The sequence below is a fragment of the Chitinophaga sp. SVR4-12A genome, from assembly GCF_056754765.1.
The window spans coordinates 5,353,191-5,374,853 of sequence record NZ_JBPGWP010000001.1 but is presented as its reverse complement, the minus strand read 5'-3'; the positions used below and the strand labels follow the sequence as shown (position 1 = coordinate 5,374,853).

Annotated in this window: 18 protein-coding genes and 1 tRNA gene; 5 read left to right on the top strand and 14 right to left on the bottom strand. The window is 47.4% G+C overall.

Translation table 11 applies throughout. The features are described from left to right. Position 1 precedes the first annotated feature (1 nt). The 3 genes from ACR9Y8_RS21860 to ACR9Y8_RS21850 form a co-directional block, all read right to left on the bottom strand. A complete protein-coding gene (locus tag ACR9Y8_RS21860; protein ID WP_481215384.1) occupies positions 2 to 3,016 on the bottom strand; it encodes a SusC/RagA family TonB-linked outer membrane protein in 3,015 nt (1,004 codons plus the stop codon). Positions 3,017 to 3,238: 222 nt separating this feature from the next. Next, a complete protein-coding gene (locus ACR9Y8_RS21855) occupies positions 3,239 to 3,688 on the bottom strand; it encodes a DinB family protein (RefSeq protein WP_481215383.1) in 450 nt (149 codons plus the stop codon). A 229-nt stretch (positions 3,689 to 3,917) separates the two neighbouring features. Then, positions 3,918 to 6,383 (bottom strand): ABC transporter permease, encoded by a 2,466-nt coding sequence (locus ACR9Y8_RS21850; RefSeq protein ID WP_481215382.1) that lies wholly within the window; start codon positions 6,381 to 6,383, stop codon positions 3,918 to 3,920. 197 nt (positions 6,384 to 6,580) lie between these two features. On the opposite strand from ACR9Y8_RS21850, the gene ACR9Y8_RS21845 reads away from it, so the two are divergent. Continuing rightward, positions 6,581 to 7,342, top strand: a complete 762-nt coding sequence (locus ACR9Y8_RS21845; RefSeq protein WP_481215381.1) for an SGNH/GDSL hydrolase family protein — start codon at positions 6,581 to 6,583, stop codon at positions 7,340 to 7,342. Between the two features lie 12 nt (positions 7,343 to 7,354). Here the strand turns inward: ACR9Y8_RS21845 and ACR9Y8_RS21840 are convergent, their stop codons facing one another. Then, positions 7,355 to 7,732 carry a winged helix-turn-helix transcriptional regulator gene (locus ACR9Y8_RS21840; RefSeq protein ID WP_481215380.1) on the bottom strand — a complete coding sequence of 126 codons (378 nt, stop codon included), beginning with the start codon at positions 7,730 to 7,732 and terminating at the stop codon, positions 7,355 to 7,357. A gap of 133 nt (positions 7,733 to 7,865) precedes the next feature. On the opposite strand from ACR9Y8_RS21840, the gene ACR9Y8_RS21835 reads away from it, so the two are divergent. Next, positions 7,866 to 8,717 carry an MBL fold metallo-hydrolase gene (locus ACR9Y8_RS21835; protein ID WP_481215379.1) on the top strand — a complete coding sequence of 284 codons (852 nt, stop codon included), beginning with the start codon at positions 7,866 to 7,868 and terminating at the stop codon, positions 8,715 to 8,717. A 254-nt stretch (positions 8,718 to 8,971) separates the two neighbouring features. Here the strand turns inward: ACR9Y8_RS21835 and ACR9Y8_RS21830 are convergent, their stop codons facing one another. Continuing rightward, complete coding sequence (locus ACR9Y8_RS21830; protein WP_481215378.1) at positions 8,972 to 10,150, bottom strand: thiolase family protein; 1,179 nt, start codon at positions 10,148 to 10,150, stop codon at positions 8,972 to 8,974. 121 nt (positions 10,151 to 10,271) lie between these two features. Between ACR9Y8_RS21830 and ACR9Y8_RS21825 the strand changes: the two genes are divergently transcribed. Beyond that, positions 10,272 to 10,344: transfer RNA gene (locus ACR9Y8_RS21825), tRNA-Lys, on the top strand. A 184-nt stretch (positions 10,345 to 10,528) separates the two neighbouring features. Here the strand turns inward: ACR9Y8_RS21825 and ACR9Y8_RS21820 are convergent. The 8 genes from ACR9Y8_RS21820 to ACR9Y8_RS21785 form a co-directional block, all read right to left on the bottom strand. After that, the gene (locus ACR9Y8_RS21820; RefSeq protein WP_481215377.1) at positions 10,529 to 11,218 is read right to left on the bottom strand and encodes a hypothetical protein; all 690 of its coding nucleotides are present in this window, start codon (positions 11,216 to 11,218) and stop codon (positions 10,529 to 10,531) included. Continuing rightward, positions 11,205 to 11,726, bottom strand: a complete 522-nt coding sequence (locus ACR9Y8_RS21815) for an RNA polymerase sigma factor (protein WP_481215376.1) — start codon at positions 11,724 to 11,726, stop codon at positions 11,205 to 11,207. The genes ACR9Y8_RS21820 and ACR9Y8_RS21815 overlap by 14 nt, the downstream gene beginning before the upstream one ends. A 362-nt stretch (positions 11,727 to 12,088) precedes the next feature. Continuing rightward, entirely contained in the window at positions 12,089 to 12,271 is a 183-nt protein-coding gene (locus ACR9Y8_RS21810; protein ID WP_481215375.1) for a hypothetical protein, read from the bottom strand. 104 nt (positions 12,272 to 12,375) lie between these two features. Beyond that, complete coding sequence (locus tag ACR9Y8_RS21805) at positions 12,376 to 14,193, bottom strand: glycoside hydrolase family 2 protein (RefSeq protein ID WP_481215374.1); 1,818 nt, start codon at positions 14,191 to 14,193, stop codon at positions 12,376 to 12,378. A 41-nt stretch (positions 14,194 to 14,234) separates the two neighbouring features. Further along, positions 14,235 to 15,311: an AAA family ATPase gene (locus ACR9Y8_RS21800; RefSeq protein WP_481215373.1), complete on the bottom strand. Its 1,077-nt coding sequence runs from the start codon at positions 15,309 to 15,311 to the stop codon at positions 14,235 to 14,237. Between the two features lie 674 nt (positions 15,312 to 15,985). Beyond that, a complete protein-coding gene (locus tag ACR9Y8_RS21795) occupies positions 15,986 to 18,004 on the bottom strand; it encodes a serine hydrolase (protein WP_481215372.1) in 2,019 nt (672 codons plus the stop codon). A 113-nt stretch (positions 18,005 to 18,117) separates the two neighbouring features. After that, positions 18,118 to 18,507 carry a RidA family protein gene (locus tag ACR9Y8_RS21790; RefSeq protein WP_481215371.1) on the bottom strand — a complete coding sequence of 130 codons (390 nt, stop codon included), beginning with the start codon at positions 18,505 to 18,507 and terminating at the stop codon, positions 18,118 to 18,120. Positions 18,508 to 18,608: 101 nt separating this feature from the next. Further along, complete coding sequence (locus tag ACR9Y8_RS21785; protein ID WP_481215370.1) at positions 18,609 to 19,172, bottom strand: Crp/Fnr family transcriptional regulator; 564 nt, start codon at positions 19,170 to 19,172, stop codon at positions 18,609 to 18,611. Positions 19,173 to 19,349: 177 nt separating this feature from the next. Here ACR9Y8_RS21785 and ACR9Y8_RS21780 point away from each other — a divergent pair, with 177 nt between their 5' ends. Continuing rightward, positions 19,350 to 19,763 (top strand): DoxX family protein, encoded by a 414-nt coding sequence (locus ACR9Y8_RS21780; protein WP_481215369.1) that lies wholly within the window; start codon positions 19,350 to 19,352, stop codon positions 19,761 to 19,763. A gap of 23 nt (positions 19,764 to 19,786) precedes the next feature. Continuing rightward, a complete protein-coding gene (locus ACR9Y8_RS21775; protein WP_481215368.1) occupies positions 19,787 to 20,842 on the top strand; it encodes an alpha/beta fold hydrolase in 1,056 nt (351 codons plus the stop codon). 6 nt (positions 20,843 to 20,848) lie between these two features. Here the strand turns inward: ACR9Y8_RS21775 and ACR9Y8_RS21770 are convergent, their stop codons facing one another. After that, positions 20,849 to 21,652 carry a helix-turn-helix domain-containing protein gene (locus ACR9Y8_RS21770; protein WP_481215367.1) on the bottom strand — a complete coding sequence of 268 codons (804 nt, stop codon included), beginning with the start codon at positions 21,650 to 21,652 and terminating at the stop codon, positions 20,849 to 20,851. Between the last annotated feature and the right edge of the window lie 11 nt (positions 21,653 to 21,663).

Below are 21,663 nucleotides of genomic sequence, written 5' to 3'. Positions count from 1 at the left end.
ATTAGAATTTAATGGTTGCGCCTACCAGGAATGTTTTTGCAGCCGGATAAGTGGCGTAGTCAACACCCAGTGACTGGTTCCCTCCTACCGTCTTCGTGGTATTCACCAGCGGATCGTAACCGGAATAACCAGTGAGGGTAACGAGGTTCTGTGCACTTACATATAAATTGAAAGACTGCATCCAGGGTACCTGCTGGAAAGAGAAGGTATATCCCAGGCGAACATTGTTCAGGCGAACGAAATCAGATTTCTCCAGGTACAGTGATGACAGCTGCACAGCATTGGCAATATTTGCCTTGGCGGCGTAATACTTCCTCAGCACGTTACGGTCTGATGCAAGGCTGTTGATGTTCAGGTCCAGCGCGGTGTTGTTAACCAGGTATCCACCTGTCTGGCCGATCATCGAAACAGAAAGGTCAAACTTCCTGTAACGCAGCTGGCTGTTGAAACCGAAGTTAAATTTGGGAAGAGCGCCCTGGAAGATCTGCCTGTCGTTTGCGTTGATAAGGCCATCGCCGCTTTTATCTTCGAAGATGTCTTTACCATCTTTGTCATAACCGAGGTGTTTCAGCATGAAGAAAGAACCTGCTGCATAGCCATTCTTATAGATATTGGCATTCACATCGGAAAGACCAGGACCGGAGATGCTGCCTGAGTACAGCTCAGAAACCGGAAGATCTTTGATAACGTTAGACAGTGTAGATCCGTTCACGTCAACAGACCAGGTCAGGTCTTTGGTGTTGATCAGCCGGGATCCCAGCATGAATTCAAATCCTTTGTTGATAATACGCGCGTCAACGTTCTTCCATACAGTGGTGGTAGGACTAAGCGGTTCAGAAGGAATATTCAGAATGGGATCTTTGGTGGTTTTGTTGTAATACTCCAGTGAGCCGTAGAGCTTACTGCTCCAGAAATCGAAGTCTACACCGATGTTGTACTGCTCTACCAGTTCCCATTTCAGATCGGGGTTGGCGGTACGGTTTACAGTCACGCCGTTAATGATGGTGTGATCGTCATACATGTAATAACCTGAGCCGGTTGATAATGAATAGCTGGCTTGTGTAATCTTATTCGGCACTTCCTGGTTACCGGTTTGTCCCCAGCTGGCGCGCAGCTTCAGATCGCTGATGGCTTTGAGGTCCTTCATGAAATCTTCACGGGAGAGGGTCCAACCCAATGCAAAGGATGGGAAGTAACCGTACTTGTTGTTCTTACCGAACCGGGTAGAACCGTCTGCACGGAGAGAGGCCGTCAACAGGTATTTGTTGTCGTAGTTATAGTTTACGCGGCCGAAGTAGGATTGCAGCTCATTCTCCTGGGCATAACCGCTTGGAGCGCTGGATGTTCCGGAATAGCCGGGATTATATTCAGGCGCAACACCGGTACCCTGTGCTGCAATACCCTGTACACCGAAGGCTGTACCAGAGAAAGAGAACTTCTGGTAAGAGAAACCTCCCAGCACTTCAAACTGATGTTTGTTGATGGACTTATTGTAGGTAAGGTAATGATCCACCAATGTGGTTAATGATGACAGGTTGTTCTGTACATAAGCGCCCAGCGGCGTACGGTCTGTGATATTGGGATAAATAGTGGAATTACGCTCTGAAGTAGACTTGTCTACACCGTAGTTAAAGCGGTAGGTCAGTCCGGGTAACAGCCTCAAGGTAGCTTCGATATTACCTAATACGCGGAAGGTATTGGTCTTATCATCATAAATGCTCAGCAGGTAAGCCGGGTTATAGTGCGCATTCATGTTGAAGTTGGTATACTTACCGGTTGAGTCATACACAGACCTGGTAGGATTAGCCATCAGGGCGTGGATGATTAGCTGACCGTCTGAACCAGCGGTATTGCCGTTGGGGATGGAAGTCTCCTGGATGTCGCTGGCGGTCAGGTTCATTTTAACTACCAGGCGTTTGTTGTCGAAGAAAGATTCTTCGGCATTGAGCCTGGCGGTCGTTCTTTTGAAGCTGCTCTTTTCTACGATGCCGTCCTGGTCGAGACGGGAAAGAGAAGCCAGGTAATTACCTGTGTTGGTTGACTTGGCGAAAGACAGGTTGTGGTTCTGTACAAAGCCATTACGATAGATCACGTCCTGCCAATCGGTATTGCCACCGTGGTCATAGGCAGGGTTCTTAATTGCCTTACGGTATTCGTCTGCAGAAAGCACGTCCATCTTTTTGATAACGGAAGAAGTGCCTACGTACATATCATATGTAAGGGTAGGATCTCCTTTCTTACCGCGTTTGGTGGTGATCAATACCACGCCGTTAGAGCCACGGGCGCCGTAGATTGCTGCGGCAGAGGCATCTTTCAAGATGGTAATGGTCTCGATATCACTGGTATTGAGGAAGTTCAGCGGGTTCTTAGGCTCTGAGCTGCCGAGGCCGAAGTTAGGACCGGCAGCACTTACGTTATCGTTAGACAGGGGCACACCGTCCACTACGAAGAGCGGCGTGCTACCGCTGCGGATAGAACCTACACCGCGGATGTACACATCCACACCGGCGCCAGGCTCCCCGCTGGACTGGGCAATACGTACGCCGGATACCTTGCCTTGCAGCAGGTTATCTACGGAGATATTTACCCCCTGTTTTATGTTATCTGCTTTTAACTGGGTTAATGCGCCGGTTACGTCGGCTTTGGTCTGGCTACCGTAACCCACTACTACTACCTCACCGAGCTGGCTGCTGCTTCCTGACAGCGTGATGCGCAGGGATGAGCCGCTAACGGTTACCTGCTGCTGGTCGTAACCAATAAATGAGATAGCCAGCTTTTCGCCTTTGGCCGCTTCAATAGTGAACTCACCACGCTCGTTGGTGGTCACTACACGTTTGGAGGAAAGCGACCTGACAGTGGCACCAGGAATGGGCGTGCCGTCTGTACCGACAACAACTCCCTTGACAGGCTCCTGCTGGGCAGCCTGTTCATATGTGCTATGGTATGGCGCATTAGCCATGGAGAGGCTAACGACGGAAAGCCATACAGCTACCATAAAGAGAAAACGAACGTTCATAGGCAAATTCAATTTTTCTTAGTGTAAAAATTTTTGTGCAAATAACGATGACGCGATAAATGTAAAAGGCCCGGGACATTGCTTTTCATGACATTAATCCCCATATAGTTTTGATAGAACAGGGCAGCTTTCGCTACCAACTCTTATGAAATCGGGCGCAATGATAAGGCGTATTTTTGATTTTGGTTATTAATTTAAAGTTATGTTTGCCCTGATAAAAGCTCACGCTTCATCCAACAACCTTCTGTGATAGTTGATCTGTCCGAGATGATAAGTCAGGTGCGTGGCCAGGTGTGTCAGGAAGTACCCGGTAGAGGTTTTCTGCTCAAATACGAGTTGCGGATATTCACTTTCCATATCCTGATCTGTTAGTTTTTCAAGTGCTGTGTCTACTGTCGCTGCCGTGTCATCGATCATCTGCAGTAGTTGCCATTGTGGTACATCTTTAGCGGAGAATTCAAGGGGCCTGTCCCTCACATAGCCGGTTTTACCCAGCTCGGCCCCGATATAGGCATTCAGGTTACCAATAAGATGCAGGCAAAGGTTACCGCCGCAATTGGCGATGTTTTTTTCTATGTACCAAAGTTTTTCTTCATTCTTGTAAGCGCCAATCTCGTTTTTTAGTTTGCCAAGGTCTCTGTGGAATAGTTCTCTAAGTACTTGTTTTAGCATAAGAGGTGGATAATAAGCACCAAATATACGGTAAGTATTTATTCTTAGGAATATTCCTGGCAAGATCAGGCTTAGCCAGTTCGCTAAAGCCATTTTTTATTAATCAATATACAGATCAATTACGCGCTCATACTTTTAAAACGCTCCAGTGTGCTAACGCTGATTCCAGGATTCAGCTATCCGTTTCGCATGCATTTCCCGGCCCTCCCTATATGCTTGTGCTTATTTATTATTCTGAACGCAAACTTTTCACAGGATCCATGACCGCGGCCCGGATGGCCTGTGTACTTACAGTAGCCAGGGCAATGATAACGGCAAAGGCGCCTGCGGCAACAAAGATCCATGCGCTGATGCTTACCTGGTAAGCGAATGCGCCCAGCCAGCGGTGCATAAGATACCAGGCTAAAGGACTGGCAATAAGCATGGCGATGATCACCAGTCTTACAAAATCTTTGGACAGCAAAGCAGTGATATTCATGATAGAAGCGCCCAGTACCTTGCGGATACCGATCTCGCGGGTACGCTGCTGTGCAGCAAAGGCGGCGAGGCCAAAGAGGCCCAGACAGGAGATGAATATGGAGATACCCGTAAACCAGCTAACGATGGCAGCCGTACGGGATTCTGCGTGATAGTTGCGTTGGAAGTCCTCATCCAGGAACGTGTATTCGAACGGCTCATTGGGACAAAGTGCGTTCCACTTGCGGTTGAGGAAGCTCAGGGCCTTTTCCATATTAGCGCTGTTCACATGCACAATGAGGTAATTATAATAATCGCCGGCGCCAAGGAAAAAGGTAAAGGGTTGAATAGGATGATGCAGATCCTGGAAGTTAAAATCTTTTACAACGCCAACGATCTCAAATGTCTCCACGTGCTCATCCTGCCCGGGGCGGTTCCACATCAGCTTTTGGCCGATGGCTTTATCCAGGGGGATATCGAGCTTCTTTAGCGTAGTTTCGTTCACCACCATCCTGTTGGCGGTATCGCCCATGAACTGCCGGGAGAACAGCCGGCCGGCTTTTAACTCGAAGCCCATCATCTGCAGGTAATCGGGAGACACCCAGTTGGTTTTTACTGTTTGCCCTTCATCTACAGGTTGATCGGGCCGGTGCAGCGTAAAGTCGGAAGCGTTGAAAATACCGGGGTAATATCCTGTTCCTTCGGCGCCCTGTACCAGGTTGCTGCTTAGGATCTCCTGGCGCAACGTAGCGTAGGCATTATGTGATTCGTCTGTACGCAGGGGAATAACCACCTGCTGATCTTTATTAAATCCCAGGGGACGGTTACGGAGGTACTCCATCTGCTGCTGGATAATCAGCGTGGCGAGTACCAGTCCTATTGACACAACGAACTGGCATACTACCAATCCCTTGCGTAATGCGATCGCAGAAATGGAATTCACGAAGCGGCCTTTTAATACTTCCACCGGTTTAAAGACGGAGAGATAAAATGCGGGATAGCTGCCTGCAAGCAGGCCTGTAATTAACGCCAGGCCAATGAATGCGCTGATGATACCAGGCTCCAGCAGTGTGCCTGCGGCCAGCGTTTTACCGGTAAGCTGATTGAATAAAGGCAGGGCTACTGCCACCAGCCCCAGGGCCAGTACCAATGAGATCATAGCAAGTATAACAGATTCTCCCAGGAACTGTCTTACCAGGGCGCCTTTTTCTGCACCCATGACTTTCCTGATACCTACTTCGGCCGCACGTCTGGCGGAGCGTGCGGTGGCCAGGTTCATAAAATTAATGCAGGCAATCAGCAGGATGAATACGGCAATGCTGCCCAATATGTAGAGGTACGTTTTACTGCTGGTGGGGGTAACGATGGTATTCACTTTGTCGTACAGATGAATAGCCGTGATGGGTAACAGCGAGATGGTTTTGTTAAAGCCGGCGGTTTTCAGGTCCTTGTTGGCGTATTGCTCCATGAATGCCGGGAACTTGCGTTCCAGCTGTTTAGGATCGGTGCCGGGGCGCAGACGCAGATAGGTAACAAACATGTTGTTAAAGGAAAAATTAAGGGAGCCTTTGCGCAGGAAACCGCCTACCCAGCCAGCGGACATCGGTACAATAATACGGGCGTCTATATGCGAGCGATGGCTTTCATCCTTATATACGCCTGTTACTTTAAACACCTCACCGTTACCGGTATTACCGCTTACGGAGATGGTCTTATCCAGCGCCGGGGCATTACCAAACAGCTTACGGGCCACGGGTTCAGAGAGCACGATGGCATTAGGTTCACGCAGGGCGGTATGGGCGCTGCCTTCAATGAATCGGTAGGTAAAGACGTCGAAGAAGTTGGAGTCTGCCTGGAAAGCGCGGGTTTCATAAAAGGAACGGACAGGCTTACCCGGTTCGCGGATCTGCAGGAGGGTTTTGGAATCCACCACGTTCTCCCAGATCCTGGTGGCTTCCAACACTTCCGGGTAAGTAGCTTTCAGGGTGGGGGCATAGGGCGCCGAGATGGTAATGTAGTCGTGCTTGTCGCCCCCGGAAGCCGGGCTTGCGGTGCTTTTCAGCAAATAGAGGTCGGATGCATGCTGGTGATGTTTGTCGAACATGAGCTCACTGCGGATGTATAACAAGAGCAGCATACAGCAGGTAAGGCCAATGGCCAGTCCGAATATGTTGATGGCGGAAAAGAGCTTGTTCCTAAGCAGATTCCGCAAGGCGATCTGAAGGTAGTTCCTGAGCATAATATGATGGCTGCACTAAGGAAGTGCCAGAATTATACAGGAATGATAATCAAAATAATATACATTTCTGTTAGATGATGGATTGTCCGCTTTCGTACAAGAGTGTCCGGTTTTAGGGGTACTTCAATAATTTAACTAACTTAGTGACACATAGCGAAGCAGCACTAAAAAAAGTATAATATTTCAAAACACAAACAATGTCCCCGTCACGCCGTGTTTTTGTCAAGCAAACAATGTTGTTGGGTGGTATGATCCTGCTTGGATGTTCGAAAAGAAAGACAGCTGTCAAGCCAGTATATGACGGCTCCGAAACTATATTCACAGAAAGCTTTAATACAAATCTCACGCTCCTTCCCGGTGATACTGTTTTATTCATAGGTGATTCGATCACGGATTCGGGCCGGGACAGGAATACGCCTTTGCCTAATACAGGGCTGGGCTCGGGGTTTGTTCGAAAAACGGCGGATTATTTCTTCTCTAAGGATGAGTATAAAAACCTGTCAATATACAACCGCGGCATTGGCGGTAATAAAACATTTAATCTTGTAGACAGGTGGCATGAAGACTGCCTGGCCTTAAAGCCTGATGTGATCAATATCCTGATCGGCATTAATGATCTCCAGGTTGGGCTCACCCCTGCCGATTATTATAAAAATTACCGCAAGATCCTTACCAGTACCAGGAGCGGTCTTCCTAAAGCAAAGCTGGTGATCTGCGAACCATTCCTTTTATCCAATATTGCTAATTATTCCAGCCTGCAGACGAGGTTTCACGAATACAGGAAAATTGTAAGGCTGCTGGCCAAAGAGTTCAACGCCACTTTTATTCCCTATTACCAGCTTTTCCTGGATGCGAGTAAAGATGATGCGCTGGCGAACTGGATGCCGGATGGCATTCACCCGGATACCCCAAAGGGATTAACCTTACTCTCTTCTGCGTGGATAGATTGTCTGCAGTGATAGTGCTTATTTTCACTGTGCCGTTTTCATTGCCGCTTTTTTCCTGTTCTCCATGATGGCAGGCATATGCTGCAGGGCCCATTGCTGCAGCGACCCAATGAGGGGCAGCAGGCTCCTCCCCAGGTCTGTCAGCTCGTATTCCACCCGTGGCGGGATCTCGGGATAGAGCGTACGAAGTACCAGCCCGTCCGCTTCCAGGGTACGGAGGGTAACAGTGAGCATTTTCTGGGAGATATCGCCGATGGTGTTATTGAGGGCGTTGAAGCGCATGGGACCATAGTCTCCAAGGATGATGATCACGAGGATGGACCATTTATCGCCGAAGCGGTCCAGTACATTACGAACGGGGCAATTCTCTGCCTGTGCAAATATTTCTAAACTTTTTATCATGTCATCATGTTGATAATCAACAATAGTCACTTGCAGGTAAGTGACTGATCTTCAAGTGCCTTCTTGTCAGCAATCCAGTAGCCTTTTACCTTTGACTCTCCAAAAGTAACTAACTACAAAACAGTAACAAACAATGAAGACAAAATTATTACTGACGGGATTGATCGCATTTTCTGGCGTTACAGCCAGGGCACAGTTGCAGGTACAACCTATTGTAGGGTCTGGAGCCGGTTTCCGGGTAACTTCTACCCTGGTAAGCGGCGAAAAGGATGCGGTATTGATAGATGCACAGTTCCTGGTCTCTGAAGCACAAAAGGTGGTTGAGGAAATCAGGAAAAGCGGCAAGCATCTTACCACCGTATATATTACGCACTGGCACCCGGATCATATCTTTGGATCTACGATCATCCAGCAGGCTTTCCCGGACGCAAAATTTGTAGCGCTACCCGCTACGGTTAAAGAGATCAGGGAGTCATGGCAGGAAAAGGTGAAGGAATGGAAAGGTATGTATAAGGATAATTTAGCGGATGCCGTGGTGATACCGGAGGCTTTAAAAGGGAATACCATTCTGCTGGAAGGAAAGAAGCTGGAAATTTATGGCCCGGTGCAGGGGGATGATACGCATAACTCTTACGTATATATCCCTGCTATTCGAACAGTGGTGGCAGGTGACGTTGTTTACAACGGCATCTATCCGTGGACGAGGGAGACGAATAAAGCACAGCGCCAGGAATGGGTAAAAGTGCTGGACAAGATTGCGGCGCTGCATCCTGCGAAGGTAGTGGCGGGGCATAAAGATCCGTCAAAAGAGGATGATGCAGCTGCGTTGGCGTTTATGAAGGATTACCTGCATTTTTATGATGAAGCCAGGGCTACATCGGCTGATAAGGAGGCGTTTGTGGCGAAGATTAAGGAAAAGTATCCGGCACTGGGCCTGGAGGTGATCTTGCAGTTAGGGGCGGGTGCGGAATACACGCAGAAATAGCTGGTTCAGGACCGGACAATTGCACTTACATTCCCGGATAAAGTAACGATATAGTAACGATATAGTATCGATATAGTAACTCTTTATAGAGATACTATATCGATACGTTATTTACACGTTATTTAGACGATATCCGGGGGGATAATGTAGGTGTGTGAGTAAAATTTACCGCAGTTGCTGAAGGGAAGGTATGGAAGATATTCAAATAAAAGAGGGTGTGTCAATACACACCCTCTTGATTTTATTCACTAGTATTAATCAATGCGTTCTATCAATCCGGCGATGCCTTGTCCGCCGCCTACACAAGCCGTTACCAGGCCGTACTTTTTGTTCAGACGTTTGAGATCGCTCAGGATCTGAACAGTGAGTTTGGCGCCGGTACAACCGAGGGGATGCCCCAGGGCGATGGCGCCGCCATTGATATTTACGATCTCGGGATCGATGCCCAGTTCGCGGATCACGGCAAGGGACTGGGAAGCGAAAGCTTCGTTCAGCTCTACCAGGCCCACATCCTGGAGGGATTTGCCCGCGATCTTCAGGGCTTTAGGCACAGCGGCCACAGGGCCGATCCCCATGATGCGGGGATGTACGCCTGCGGATGCGCAAGCTACGAGGCGGCCGATAGGTTTAAGGCCCAGCTCTTTCACCATGGTTTCGCTCATGACGATCACAAAGGCGGCGCCGTCGGATGTCTGGGAAGAGTTACCTGCTGTTACCGATCCACCGGCAGCGAATACCGGTTTCAGTTTGGCGAGGGCTTCGGGCGATGTATCTGCACGGGGGCCTTCGTCGGTATCTACGGTGTAGGTACGTTTTTGTTTTTTGCCTTTCTCATCTACGTATACTTCTTCTACGTTGATGGGGAGTATACCTTCTTTAAAGTAGCCGTTCCGGATGGCTTCGATGGCCCGGTGGTGAGACCTGAGGGCGAATGCATCCTGATCTTCACGGGATACATTGAATTCCTTGGCTACGGCTTCAGCGGTGAGGCCCATTCCCAGGTAGTAGTCGGGCGTGGTGCTGGCTACCGTGTAGTTGGGAACGGTTTTCCAGCCAACCGTGGGCACCAGGCTCATGCTCTCTGTACCGCCGGCGATGATGCAATGGGCCATGCCTGACTGGATTTTGGCCGTAGCGATAGCGATGGTTTCGAGGCCGGAAGCGCAATAACGGTTAACGGTCATACCCGGAACACCTTCGCCGAGGGCCCTTACCGATATCATGCGGCCGATTTGCAGGCCTTGTTCGGCTTCGGGAACGGCGTTACCTACAATGAGATCGTCTACACGATGAGGTTCCAGCTGGGGAACGCTTTTCAGGAGACCGGTGATGACGTCTACGGCCAGGTCGTCCGGCCGGTAAAAACGGAATCCGCCGCGTTTGGCTTTGCCGACAGCGGTGCGGTATCCTGCGACTATATATGCTGTTTCCATGCTTTATGCTCCTTTTTCCAGAAAAAAAGTCCGGTTTTTTTATTTAAGTTAAATAACTTTTGTGAATTTTAGATCAACGCATTAAATTTGCAACCCTGTTTGAATGTAAACGGGAAGTTAAGACTCTGTAGCTCAGTTGGTAGAGCAGCTGACTCTTAATCAGCGGGTCTAGGGTTCGAGTCCCTACAGGGTCACTAGTGGGACAAGTCTTCGACAGAAGCTTGTCCCATTTTTTCCAGCGATACGTCCACTATCCCCTATTTTCTGCGACGGAATCTTCAACACTGAACGAATTTTTATTAGTAAGCATAATTAATTCCTTACCCCCCAACTTAACCGTTTAACAAGCATGTTCCCAACTTCTGGCTTTCAATAGCGTTACGCTTCGCGCTTCAGTTCTTCAATTTCGTTTACAAACTCTATTGCCTTTCGCACGCGTGTACCCGATGTTTTTTGAATGAACAGCTTTACCCAATGCTTATTAATATTTTTGTATGATGTTTCGCGATAGAACCAGATACAAAGCGGAATGAGCACAATAGTGATCTTAAACTGAACCGACCACCAGTCGCCCGTATAGCCGTTTTGAATGTCCATAAATTGCAGCCCGGTAAGATGAAAGTCCCTGATCGCTTTGGACACTACCATTGGATATGCAAGAAAAGCAGGAATACATAGTGCTGCCACGCGTGCATGATTAAGCAAATGAGTCTGCAGCATCGCCAGCAAACTTTGAATGGTCACGATATCTTTACTGTAGTCGATCCTTCTTATCGCCTTAATTTGTTTGAAGCACATAACTATTGCTACTGTATAAAATACCAGCAACATGCCTGCCGACATAACATAAAGAGGACCGGATAAATTTTTGATGATAAATATGAGTAGCAGCGCCGCTGCGGATATGTGTAATGCAACTTCTATGATCCGATGCCAAAGCAAAGGGATAAGTTGTGAACGCAGTCTTTGGGTCAGAATGAATTCAAGGCAATGCCGGTTAAGCTTCAGCGCGCTTTGGAGTTTATTTTCATAAGACAGCCACATAGATTTGATTTCATTTAGTTCCATAATCTTTGTTTTGAGCAGTTTGAAAATCAGATTTTAGTCGCTCTTTGATACGGCCTATCCTGGTGGCGACATTTGTTTCCGAGATACCGACAATAGAAGCTATTTCTTTATAAGTTTTGTTTTCGAGGTACAGTAAAATGATCGATTTGTCCGTGTCTTTAAACGTGCTAATGAAATTGAACAACAGCGTTAGATCCTCCGCTTCTTCGTAACCATTATCTGTCTCAAACTGGATGAGCTGTTCATTGTAAACAACTTTACTTCCCAGCCTTTTTCCTTTCCGGTAAAATGAAATAGCCACATTTAACGCAACCCTGTACATCCATGTGCTGAACTTTAAATCAGTGTTATAGCTGTTAAACGACTTCCATAAGTTGTAAACGATGTCCTGCGAGAGATCATCGATATCATTCCTGTTCTTGCAATAGGAGTTACAGATCGTGAAAATGATCCCTTTATTTTGCTCCATGAGCTCCATGAACTTCTCCTTATCGGGCTTTGTGTCCATTTATTGCTGGTTGACGTGCTTTACTCATGATTCGTCGTGAGATCCAAAAAATCACAGTTTTAACTGTTTTTTCTGAAAAAAGAGGGCAGATAAACCGGAGCGCCAGACAAAAACACAAAACCGGCAATGCAAATCTGTGTGATCCACCGTCGCGGGAATGTTGAGCTTCGGTTATTCAATATAATTATACAGGGGCGTTCATGCACAAAAAGGCTCGTAAATAACTAGCTATCAAACAGCTATACTTGCAAGCCCCTTTAAATATTCCATAAAAAGTTCGAAAAACGTACCTGTGGGGTCACAGGAAAGATATCGGCATAAAAAAGCCGGGCACAATGTGCCCGGCTTTCTAATGTCATACGCTACATACAGGCGTCCGTATCGCAAGCCGGCGCTCCTGAACACTTATAGAAGGTACAGGTACAAACACTGACACCGTTGGTAGGGGCTTTATTACCGTCTACCGGTACAGCTTGAGCAGAAGCGCTCAGGTGAGCAATCTTGATCTTGCCTAAGGTCAGTTTCTTTTCCGTTCTTTTTTTCATGATGCGAATTTTAAGTTAGAAAATAAAACATATCTGGCTGTTATCTTTAAAGGTAATCAGAAATCCGGCAGCCCTTTTCATGGCAAAAGGGGATTTTTGAGCGTTTAATGATCCTGGTTATTCATTTTCCTGGATTCATCTATGACCGCCTGGTTAATCTCCTTTATCCTATCCAGCTGCATCTTTTCCACCTTTCTATCATAGGTCAGCAAGCCATTCACTTCATGCTCCACGTCTGTTGTCTGGGTATAAATGGCAACGCTGAGCCCTTTGTATTTCATCAGCTGCTCCACCTGCTCCAGTAAAAGAACGTAGCGGTCTGTCAGCGCAGCCTGGGTGGGTTCATAAGCATAGGCATTATTCTCAACAGGCCACATATGTCCGCGGGTAAACAATCCAACGCCGCCAAATTCACCTAGTGAGGCTGCCCGCTTATCGTCTGGTACGGATGCTTTGTAGGGGCCTACATAAATATGGGTATCTACATAATCGCCGTTACCCGGATCACCATAAGGCTTTTGATAGTCTGGATTATTATTAAATCCTGAATTGCCGTTCACCAGCCGGGAGGGGTCATAGGCTTTCACCCAATCGGTGATTTCTTTCACATCGAATGCGCCCCAGTTCTCGTTGAAAGGTACCCAGGTGATAATGGAGGGAGAATTGTAATGTTCATCGATCATTGCTTTTAGCTCCTGGCGGAAGGCTTTCCGGGCAACCGCTGTGTCTTCATGCTGATACCAGATAGCGGGCATATCCTGCCAAACCAATAACCCGAGCTTGTCGGCCCAGTAATAAAAACGTTGCGGTTCGGTTTTCATATGTTTCCTGATAAGGTTGTAGCCTGCTTTCTTTGTGAATGAAATATCAGACTTCAGTGCGTCTTCGGTTGGCGCCGTCAGTACCCCATCCGGCCAGTAGCCCTGGTCTAACAGCCCCAACTGCATAAGAAATCTGCCGTTTAAAAGCGGCCTGATAACACCGTTTAGCTTACCAAGTTTTATATCACGCATTCCGAAATAGCTTTTTACTTCGTCTGCGATGCTACCATCGGAATTGTACAATGTTAACTTAAGATCGTACAAAAAAGGTGTATCAGGCGACCATAATAAGGGTTTTTCGATGGGCAGATAAAAATAAGTGCCTGCCACAGCGTCTGCCTGGGAAACCGTTTTATGGCCGTCGGAAGCCGTTGCTACTATTTTGGTGGCTTTATCACTGTTAACGAGTACTTTTAAACGCTTGCCATCCACATCAGGAAGTAGGCGGATGTTCTTTATATAGTTGTTGCTTACAGGCTCCAGCCATACTGTTTGCCAAATGCCGGAAGTAAAGGTATAGTCGCCACGGGGGCCATTTTTTCCCGAAGGAGTTCTGCCATCATTCAGGTCCTGTGCTGCAACAATCAGCGTATTGGATCCGCTTTTTAAAAACGGCGTGATGTTGAAATTAAATGCATCGTAGCCTCCCTCGTGCGTTCCGGCTCTTTTCCCATTTATAAACACCGTAGCGCTATAATCAACGGCACCGAAGTGCAGAATGATCTGTTTGCCTTTCCAGGCTGCGGGGATCTCAAATGTTCTCCGGTACCACATATTTATCTCCTGCTTCCGCTGGATACCGGATAAAAAAGACTCAGGGCAATATGGCACCAGGATCTTTTCATGAACATTCTCAAATGACGCAGGCGCCTGTGGATGAAGCCCGGCAGCCGTTCCTTTACCGCCCTGGTAATCCCATTTGCCGTTCAGGCACATCCATTCGTCCCTTTGTAACTGGGGCCTGGGATATTCGGACAGCGGAACAGCTGCCTGCGTTGCTTCGTTTGTCCATGGCGTAGGCAATTGTGCAACCTGCGCTGAGACATTAAAATACCGGGCTGTGCAAAGTAAGACGATCAATAAAGTGCTACAATAATTCATATTAAATCTATTCCGTTATAATACGAATATTTTCACTCTTTTTACGCCTCTATCAGGCCTGCTCTTCTGAACCCTATGATTTCTTTTGGCTGTTGACTCATCGTTCTTTCTTTCTGGTTGCTGATCTCTGCAAGCGTCATAGGCTGGTCTATGATGGTGTTATGGCCCAGGTGATCGCTGAGGCGCTGCGCCTTATCAACCGGGAGCTTGCCGAATTCATGCCTGGCAATGAGGCGGCCTTTCCGCAGCAGTGCGCTATCTATCATGGTGAGCGAACTGTTGAAGGTACAGATCAGCTGTATGTTCAGGAAGTCTGCCAGCAAGCCATCAGATATGTTCAGCAGGTTAGATACTGCGGAACTGCTATTCAGCTTGCGGTCCATGATAATATTCTCCGCATCTTCCACGATCACCACCGTGTTGGGGTTGGCGATCATCAGCTCTATGAAGCCGGGATCCATCAGGTCGCCAGCTGTATTAGGCGATAAGAATAATACCCTCTTCTTAATTTTCCCGATGAGGTAGCGCAAATAGGTTGTTTTCCCTGTTCCGGGTAAACCGTGTAAGAGTACAATGCCCTTATCATTTTTCTGGCTCAGCCTTTTGCGGATGATCTCATCGGTAGCTATAAAGTCGTCCGGGTAGAACAACGAAAGATCCAGCCGGGTGCGTTTGATCTCCATGGGTTTCAAAACGAGGCCCTCCTGTTTTTTTACGATCAGGCTGATCTCAAAAGGCTGTTTGCGTTGTTTCTCTTTATACTGGTTGACCAGCTCCGTTACTTCCTGTACAAAATCTGGCTGACGGCCATTGTGCAGTATCTCGCAGTAGTTGTCATCAAATTCTACAATGCTGTTATTTTTCAGTATCAGGATGGTCCTGTCGAACAGGTACTTCTTCTTTGTTCGTTTATACCAGCGATAAGTATGAATGCTTTCGATCATGCTTTGATACTTTTCACAGAAAGCAGCAAAAGCCTTTTCTCCATCTACGGAATTCATAAAATGCAAGTCCGGTAGCTGCTGGAACATTTGCAGGTACAGGTTACGTATATCGATGTAGTGAGTGTCGAATAGTTTATCGGCAGCCATTATGGGCCGTGTAAATAAATTGTCCATTGTTGTTTAGGTATTAATTGTAGGGTATAAATTCCCTGCAGGCGGGGATCTGTTTCAACAAAAAACCCCGCTGGAGCGGGGTTCGAGCTAATATTGTTGATAGGAATTTTATCAGGAAAATAGCCAGGAAGCCCCGCAATTGACATAGCGACTACGCGCCATGCAAGCTGTTGATCCGTTGTATTTTTTAAAGCGAGGCATTTTTATTGTTATGAGAATATTAGAATTACTTTTTGCGCTGCAAACCTATAAAGATGTTTTTTAATGGCCAAATATTTTTTCTAATATTGAAGAAAATTCGATAAATTAGTAGATACCAGTTAATTCCTTAACCCACAAACACCTTGCTGAAGGAAAATATACGTTAAACCCTTTGTTATATGCTGAACAACCACTCCACGGCATAGCTTCCCAGGCTGAAGACAGGAGAGGACTATTTAAATACTATCCATTATGAAAAAGGTTCAAAAACAGAAAAAACTCCAACTGACAAAAATCAAAGTTGCAAGCTTAACCAAGACAAGAGAAGAAAAAGGGCTCCGCATTTGTGTAACATCCCTCGCTGAGACCAGCTGCTCTACCTGCTCCCGTGCAGAAACGCTTTGTGATTGCATTTAACAAATGAAGATAAACAGTCTCAGAGGTTATCTCCATGGGCCTTTGAGACTGCTTACCTATTTTTCTTTTCCCTCCACTAAAAACTGCCTGATCGCATTCAATAACACATCTGAAGTATTAGAATTGGTAAAGATCACATACCCCATCTTCAGATCCTTATAAACCTCAAACTTGCATTTAAAATCACCGTTATTTCCTCCGTGGCCAAAAGATTTGCCATAGGGCGTTTCCCGTATTTCCAGGCTGATGCCCATGTAGGTGGGTACTTTAGGCTTTTCTTCTCCCGGATCAAAATGGAAGTCGGAATGTTTGGTGAACATGCTGTCATAGGTTGCAGGCTTCAGACCTTTCTGTTCGAGCATGTAAAGCATAAAGCGGGTAAAGATCTTTGCCTCTGTATGCATGGAATAAGCCATGCCCGGTGATTCGGGAAGCTCATCGTAATTGGGCAGACCGTTGAAGTGGCCGTTGGCTACCATGCGGCGGAGTGAATCGTTGCGGGAAAAGAAGGTGTGGTAAAGCCCTATGGGCTGGATCACTTCTTCCTGTAAGACCTGCTCCACTTTCTTGCCGGTGATCTTTTCGATCACCATTTTAAGGTATTCGAAACCTTCACCGGAATAGTTGTAATCTGTACCTGGTGTAAATTTCAGGTCCAGCTTACCATTGGGGTTCATAGACCGCCAGTTTGGGAAGCCGGTGCGATGGGTCAGCACATGTTTGGCTGTCATCAGCTTATAACGCTCGTCGTATGCGATATCCGGGTAAGGGAGGTAAAGGTATAGCGGCTTGTCAAGATCGATCACACCGCGCTCCGCCAGGCGTTGCACCGCAAAAGAGAACACGGGTTTGGTAACGGATGCGGCTTCAAAGAGGGTATTGCTGTCTACCGGTTCTTTGGTAAACGTATTGCGAACACCGTAGGTTTGGTGATACACCAGCTTTCCATCCCTTATCAAAGCAAAGGAAACACCGGGGATCTCATAATATTGCTGATAGGTTTCGATAAAATGATCGATCTGTTTGGCAACCCCTTCATTAAAACCATCCAGCGCCACCCCTTTCCCGGGGATCAGATCTGGCGCAGGCGCAGCAGGAAGAATGATCGCTGATGCCGTTGCCTTTCCTCCGGCAGGGACAGTAACAAGGACCTGCTTGTCCTGTTTTGTGGCATATACGGTATCATGTCGTTGGAAATAAGGTTCGGGAAAGTCAATGGCATATTTTCCTGCGGGCACTTGTACGGCGTAATTGCCAGGGCTGTCCACAGCGGCGGTCACCCAGCATTGCGGATCTTCTGTATCAACCAGGCGGATCCTCCCCGGAAGCGGTACATTCATTTTATGATCCCATGCGATGTTGCCGGATAGCGTGGCGAGCCGGCCTTTGGCAGGCATCAATATCACATCTGAAAGGCTGCGCGGGTTTACATATTTCATGTCGCCGGCGCCCCAGGAATTGAAAGAAAAGCTCTTGTCTGCATCCAGGTCAAAGGCCTGGAAGTCGATACCGATGGATTTACCCACCTTGAACTGGTCTCCCAGGTTGATGCGCCACTCGTAATAGCGGGTAGTTCCCTTCTTCACGTAGGCCACTTCTATGATATTCCACTTCGCATCTTTTGCAAAGGGATCGTAATAAGCGTTGTTTGTATTCCGCAGCTTCTTGCTGTACATAAAGGAAGCAACGCCTGACCCAAAGGGCAGGTGGCGGGCATCCAGGTAAATTTCAAGGCCGTCCTGTGAGTTCCAGCGCACATTGGCGGAGGTATCTTCTATAAAATCATCATCGGTTACCTGCAGGGCTACGTATAGGGAACGGTCCTCTGCACGATAACCTATCCGGAAGGAGCCACTGAAATCAGCGTCGCTGACAGGTTTAGTGTCTGAAGCGGTCACCCCAAGCTTGTACTGCATGATATCTTTGGGCCAGTCGGAGAAGTTGCCGTCCACCGTTATCTTTCCGAGTGGGTAGGCATAACCTACCGTGCCATTATGGGCCAGGAGCTGTTGGCTCAATAGAACATAGCAGGAAAAAAGGATGACAAGTTTGGTGGTTAAACTGGATGTATGCATAGTTTTAGGATTAATCAAAGCGGATCACTTTACCAAAACTACAAAAACTGTCCAGTAAAACGTACAAAAGGCCCGGTATTGTGCCAGGCCTCCTGATAACTTCTTTTACATCATTATTTCACTACGGTAGCTTCCAGTTCCACTTTTAATGTTTCAAAAAGGGTCTTTACTTCATAGAAAGTACTTGCCTGCTTAATGCCATGTTGAGCTATCCAATCCTGGAGAGCATCAAAGCAGGTAAAAAACTCTTCTGAAGAAGTGGTGAGGATATTTAACCGTACGATATTCCGGCATTCGTAACCCGCCTGGGTGATCACCTGCTCCAGGTTTTGGATGGCCAGTAATAATTGCGTTCTCATGTCGCCGGTACTTGAACGTCCATCGGCGTGCACGGCGGCCTGTCCGGCACAATAGAGCGTGCTCGTTACTTCTTTCACTTCGACGGCTTGTACATAACTGCGTTCATCCTGCCATTGCCAGGGATTAATGATTCGCTTTTCCATACTGCTTTGTGTTTTTAAGCTGTTTAAAATCTTCACCGCAAAGTTGGGAAGCGCGCCATCATCCGGACAGGACCTGGCTCACAAATTTGGCGTGATATATATCACACCGATAAGCGGCTTAACGTTTCGCGGGAAATGCCCAGGTAGGAAGCGAGGAGGGTTTTGTTCACGCGCTGCACCAGTGAAGGATACTGCTGCAGGAACTGCTCGTATCGTTCTTTGGCGCTGGTGCTGAGCAGAGACAATATGCGTTGCTGCGATGCTATATAACTAAGATGCGATTTCTCCAGGAAGAAATGTTCCAGCTTGGGGAGGGCGGCCATCAGCTGCTTATGCCCTTCCAGTGAAATACAAAGCACTTCGGCATCTTCCAGGCAGTCTAATGACATGGTAGCGTTCGTTTTCCTGAACCAGGCCTGGTAATCGCTCACCCACCAATCTTCCGTGGCAAAATGCAATATGTGCTCTTTACCGTTGGCATCAATATGCGCCAGCTTTAATAAGCCGGACACTACAAAATAAGCGTAGTGCACCCCATCGCCTTCCTGGATCAGGAACTGGTGCTTCCTTACCTTCCTCGGTGTAAAGTGAGGGCTTATAAGCGCAAACTCATCATCCGTCAGGGGCACTATTTCTTCTATATGCGCTCTTAGTTTTTCCAGCATTGATATTCTTGTTTATAATTCCATCATTATGCCCGCTAAGGGGATTTATGGAAGTTAAGTAAAATCAGGAATTGCCCGTTCCAGGTTCCAAATTGTCTATTTCACCCTTTACCGCTGGACCACCGGAAGGGTTTAGAATAGCTTTGTTCTATCAAATCACTTAAAACCCTACGAGATATGAACTTAAGAACAACAAAAGCAATTTACTGGACAGGCGCTGTATTAACATCATTATGGTTTGGCGCAAGCGGCTTTTTCGAGCTTACAACCAATCCTGTTGTATGGGATATCACTGTAAAGCTGGGTTACCCCGCACACTTTATCTATATTCTTGGTGTTGCCAAGCTTTCCGGTATCATCGTGCTTTTAACGCCTAACCGGCTGCTCAGATTAAAGGAATGGGTATTTGCAGGGATCTTCTTCGACATCATCTTTGCATTCTTCTCCAAACTGGCTGTACTGAATTTCCTGTCAACCATTGATGCAATTATTGCGTTTACTATGGTAACAGTTACTTACACCATGTTCAGGAAATTGTATCCTGCCACCTACACCCATCCCGCTACTGAATTTAACCCGGCTAATGTTTAAAAAAAGTTAAAACGTATATGATCATGGAAAATAATAAAACTACCGGCCGCCGTCGCTTTCTGAGCGTAGCCGCCCTCACAATAGCAGCAAGCTTCTTTAGTATATCAAATCCATTAAAAGCTGAAGGTATGACAGCTACCGACACTGTAAATCAAAGCGCTCCTGTGAGCCCTGCTCCATTAGGACCGATCAAACAGATCAAAGCGGGTGTACTGGATGTGGGTTACGCCGAGGCGGGTCCGGCAAACGGAACGCCTGTAATTCTCCTGCATGGCTGGCCCTATGATATTTATAGTTATACTGAAGTATCAGCCTTGCTGGCCGCCAAGGGTTACCATGTATTCGTGCCTTACCTGCGCGGTTATGGCACTACCCGTTTCCTTTCTGCCGAGACGCCAAGAAACGGACAGCAATCCGCACTGGCAGCAGATATTATTGCTTTCATGGATGCCCTGAAAATTGACAAGGCGGTGCTCGGTGGGTTTGACTGGGGTGCACGCAATGCAGACATCGTAGCTGCATTATGGCCGGAGCGTGTGAAGGCCCTGGTATCTGTCAGCGGTTACCTGATCGGCAGCCAGCAGGCTAATAAAGCGCCGCTGCCACCTAAAGCGGAGCTGTCATGGTGGTACCAGTTTTACTTTGCCACTGAACGTGGCCGTGAGGGGTATGACGCCAACAGGAAGGAGTTCAGCAGGCTTATCTGGCAGACGGCTTCACCACAGTGGCATTTTGACGACGCTACCTTTGACCGTTCAGCTGCTGCATTTGACAATCCTGATCATGTGGCTATCGTGATCGATAATTACCGCTGGCGCCTGGGCCTCACTCACGGAGAGGCAAAGTATGATGCGCTGGAAAAGAAACTGGCAACAGCGCCCGCTATCACGGTGCCTACTGTGACCCTTGAAGGCGACGCCAATGGCGCCCCTCACCCGGACCCTTCCAAATACGCGGCTAAATTTACCGGTAAGTATGCGCATCACACGATCACAGGCGGCATCGGGCATAATCTTCCGCAGGAAGCGCCCAAAGCTTTTGCAGATGCTATCATTGAGGCAGACGGTTTTGCCAAATAAGCGATGTTATTGCAGCCCGGTTGGCGAATATCCAAAATGCTTTTTGAAAGCATAGGAAAAATGAGAGAGGTCTTCAAATCCGACTTCGAGGTATACGTCAACCGGCTTCCTTTTCTTCTCCCCTATTTCGTAATGTGCCAGTTCCAGCCTTTTCTGTGTAAGCCATTTTTGGGGTGAGACATTAAAGTGCTTCTTAAAGTCCCTGTTGAAAGTAGAGAGGCTACGGCCGGTGAGATAACCAAACTTTGCAAGGGGCATGTTAAACATAAAGTTCTTTTCCATAAAAGTGACCAGGTCTATTTTGCCTGGCTCTTCGAAGTTCGCCAGCAGCTGGTCAATATCAGGATCTATCGCCCGCAATATGCTGATGGCTTCGTTGATCTTTATGGCCGCGATGTTCTCCGGGAATGGTTCCTGCATGTCGAAGTAAGGGATCACCGAAGCCAGGCAGCTTTTAAGCAGCGGATGATTGTTAAAGCAGCGGATCTTAGCGCATACCGCTGCCTTAGGTTGTATATCAAGGTTGGCATAGAATTCCCTGAGGCGATCGGCGGAGAGGTGCATGACCACCGTTTTGTGCGGAAGGCCGTCTTTAGGGTAGTTAATAACCGTAGCTAACTGGTTTCTCGGGATTAAAAAGATATCCCCTGGTCCGAACAGGTAGCTGGCTTCTCCCTGGATGATCTTTGTTTCGCCGGATATAAACCACACCAGCATGTGTTGATCAAATAGCACTTCTGTTTTAAACGGCTTATCGTCGTAGCAGGAGAGTTTGATATCCGGCGTGATATACTGTATTTTGAAGTCCATATTACTGCAGC

What these genes read in the sequence shown, in the direction of transcription:
- ACR9Y8_RS21860 (WP_481215384.1), bottom strand. Translation starts at nt 3,016, where the DNA reads ATGAACGTTCGTTTTCTCTTTATGGTAGCTGTATGGCTTTCCGTCGTT.
- ACR9Y8_RS21855 (WP_481215383.1), bottom strand. Translation starts at nt 3,688, where the DNA reads ATGCTAAAACAAGTACTTAGAGAACTATTCCACAGAGACCTTGGCAAA.
- ACR9Y8_RS21850 (WP_481215382.1), bottom strand. Translation starts at nt 6,383, where the DNA reads ATGCTCAGGAACTACCTTCAGATCGCCTTGCGGAATCTGCTTAGGAAC.
- ACR9Y8_RS21845 (WP_481215381.1), top strand. Translation starts at nt 6,581, where the DNA reads ATGTCCCCGTCACGCCGTGTTTTTGTCAAGCAAACAATGTTGTTGGGT.
- ACR9Y8_RS21840 (WP_481215380.1), bottom strand. Translation starts at nt 7,732, where the DNA reads ATGATAAAAAGTTTAGAAATATTTGCACAGGCAGAGAATTGCCCCGTT.
- ACR9Y8_RS21835 (WP_481215379.1), top strand. Translation starts at nt 7,866, where the DNA reads ATGAAGACAAAATTATTACTGACGGGATTGATCGCATTTTCTGGCGTT.
- ACR9Y8_RS21830 (WP_481215378.1), bottom strand. Translation starts at nt 10,150, where the DNA reads ATGGAAACAGCATATATAGTCGCAGGATACCGCACCGCTGTCGGCAAA.
- ACR9Y8_RS21820 (WP_481215377.1), bottom strand. Translation starts at nt 11,218, where the DNA reads ATGGAACTAAATGAAATCAAATCTATGTGGCTGTCTTATGAAAATAAA.
- ACR9Y8_RS21815 (WP_481215376.1), bottom strand. Translation starts at nt 11,726, where the DNA reads ATGGACACAAAGCCCGATAAGGAGAAGTTCATGGAGCTCATGGAGCAA.
- ACR9Y8_RS21810 (WP_481215375.1), bottom strand. Translation starts at nt 12,271, where the DNA reads ATGAAAAAAAGAACGGAAAAGAAACTGACCTTAGGCAAGATCAAGATT.
- ACR9Y8_RS21805 (WP_481215374.1), bottom strand. Translation starts at nt 14,193, where the DNA reads ATGAATTATTGTAGCACTTTATTGATCGTCTTACTTTGCACAGCCCGG.
- ACR9Y8_RS21800 (WP_481215373.1), bottom strand. Translation starts at nt 15,311, where the DNA reads ATGGACAATTTATTTACACGGCCCATAATGGCTGCCGATAAACTATTC.
- ACR9Y8_RS21795 (WP_481215372.1), bottom strand. Translation starts at nt 18,004, where the DNA reads ATGCATACATCCAGTTTAACCACCAAACTTGTCATCCTTTTTTCCTGC.
- ACR9Y8_RS21790 (WP_481215371.1), bottom strand. Translation starts at nt 18,507, where the DNA reads ATGGAAAAGCGAATCATTAATCCCTGGCAATGGCAGGATGAACGCAGT.
- ACR9Y8_RS21785 (WP_481215370.1), bottom strand. Translation starts at nt 19,172, where the DNA reads ATGCTGGAAAAACTAAGAGCGCATATAGAAGAAATAGTGCCCCTGACG.
- ACR9Y8_RS21780 (WP_481215369.1), top strand. Translation starts at nt 19,350, where the DNA reads ATGAACTTAAGAACAACAAAAGCAATTTACTGGACAGGCGCTGTATTA.
- ACR9Y8_RS21775 (WP_481215368.1), top strand. Translation starts at nt 19,787, where the DNA reads ATGGAAAATAATAAAACTACCGGCCGCCGTCGCTTTCTGAGCGTAGCC.
- ACR9Y8_RS21770 (WP_481215367.1), bottom strand. Translation starts at nt 21,652, where the DNA reads ATGGACTTCAAAATACAGTATATCACGCCGGATATCAAACTCTCCTGC.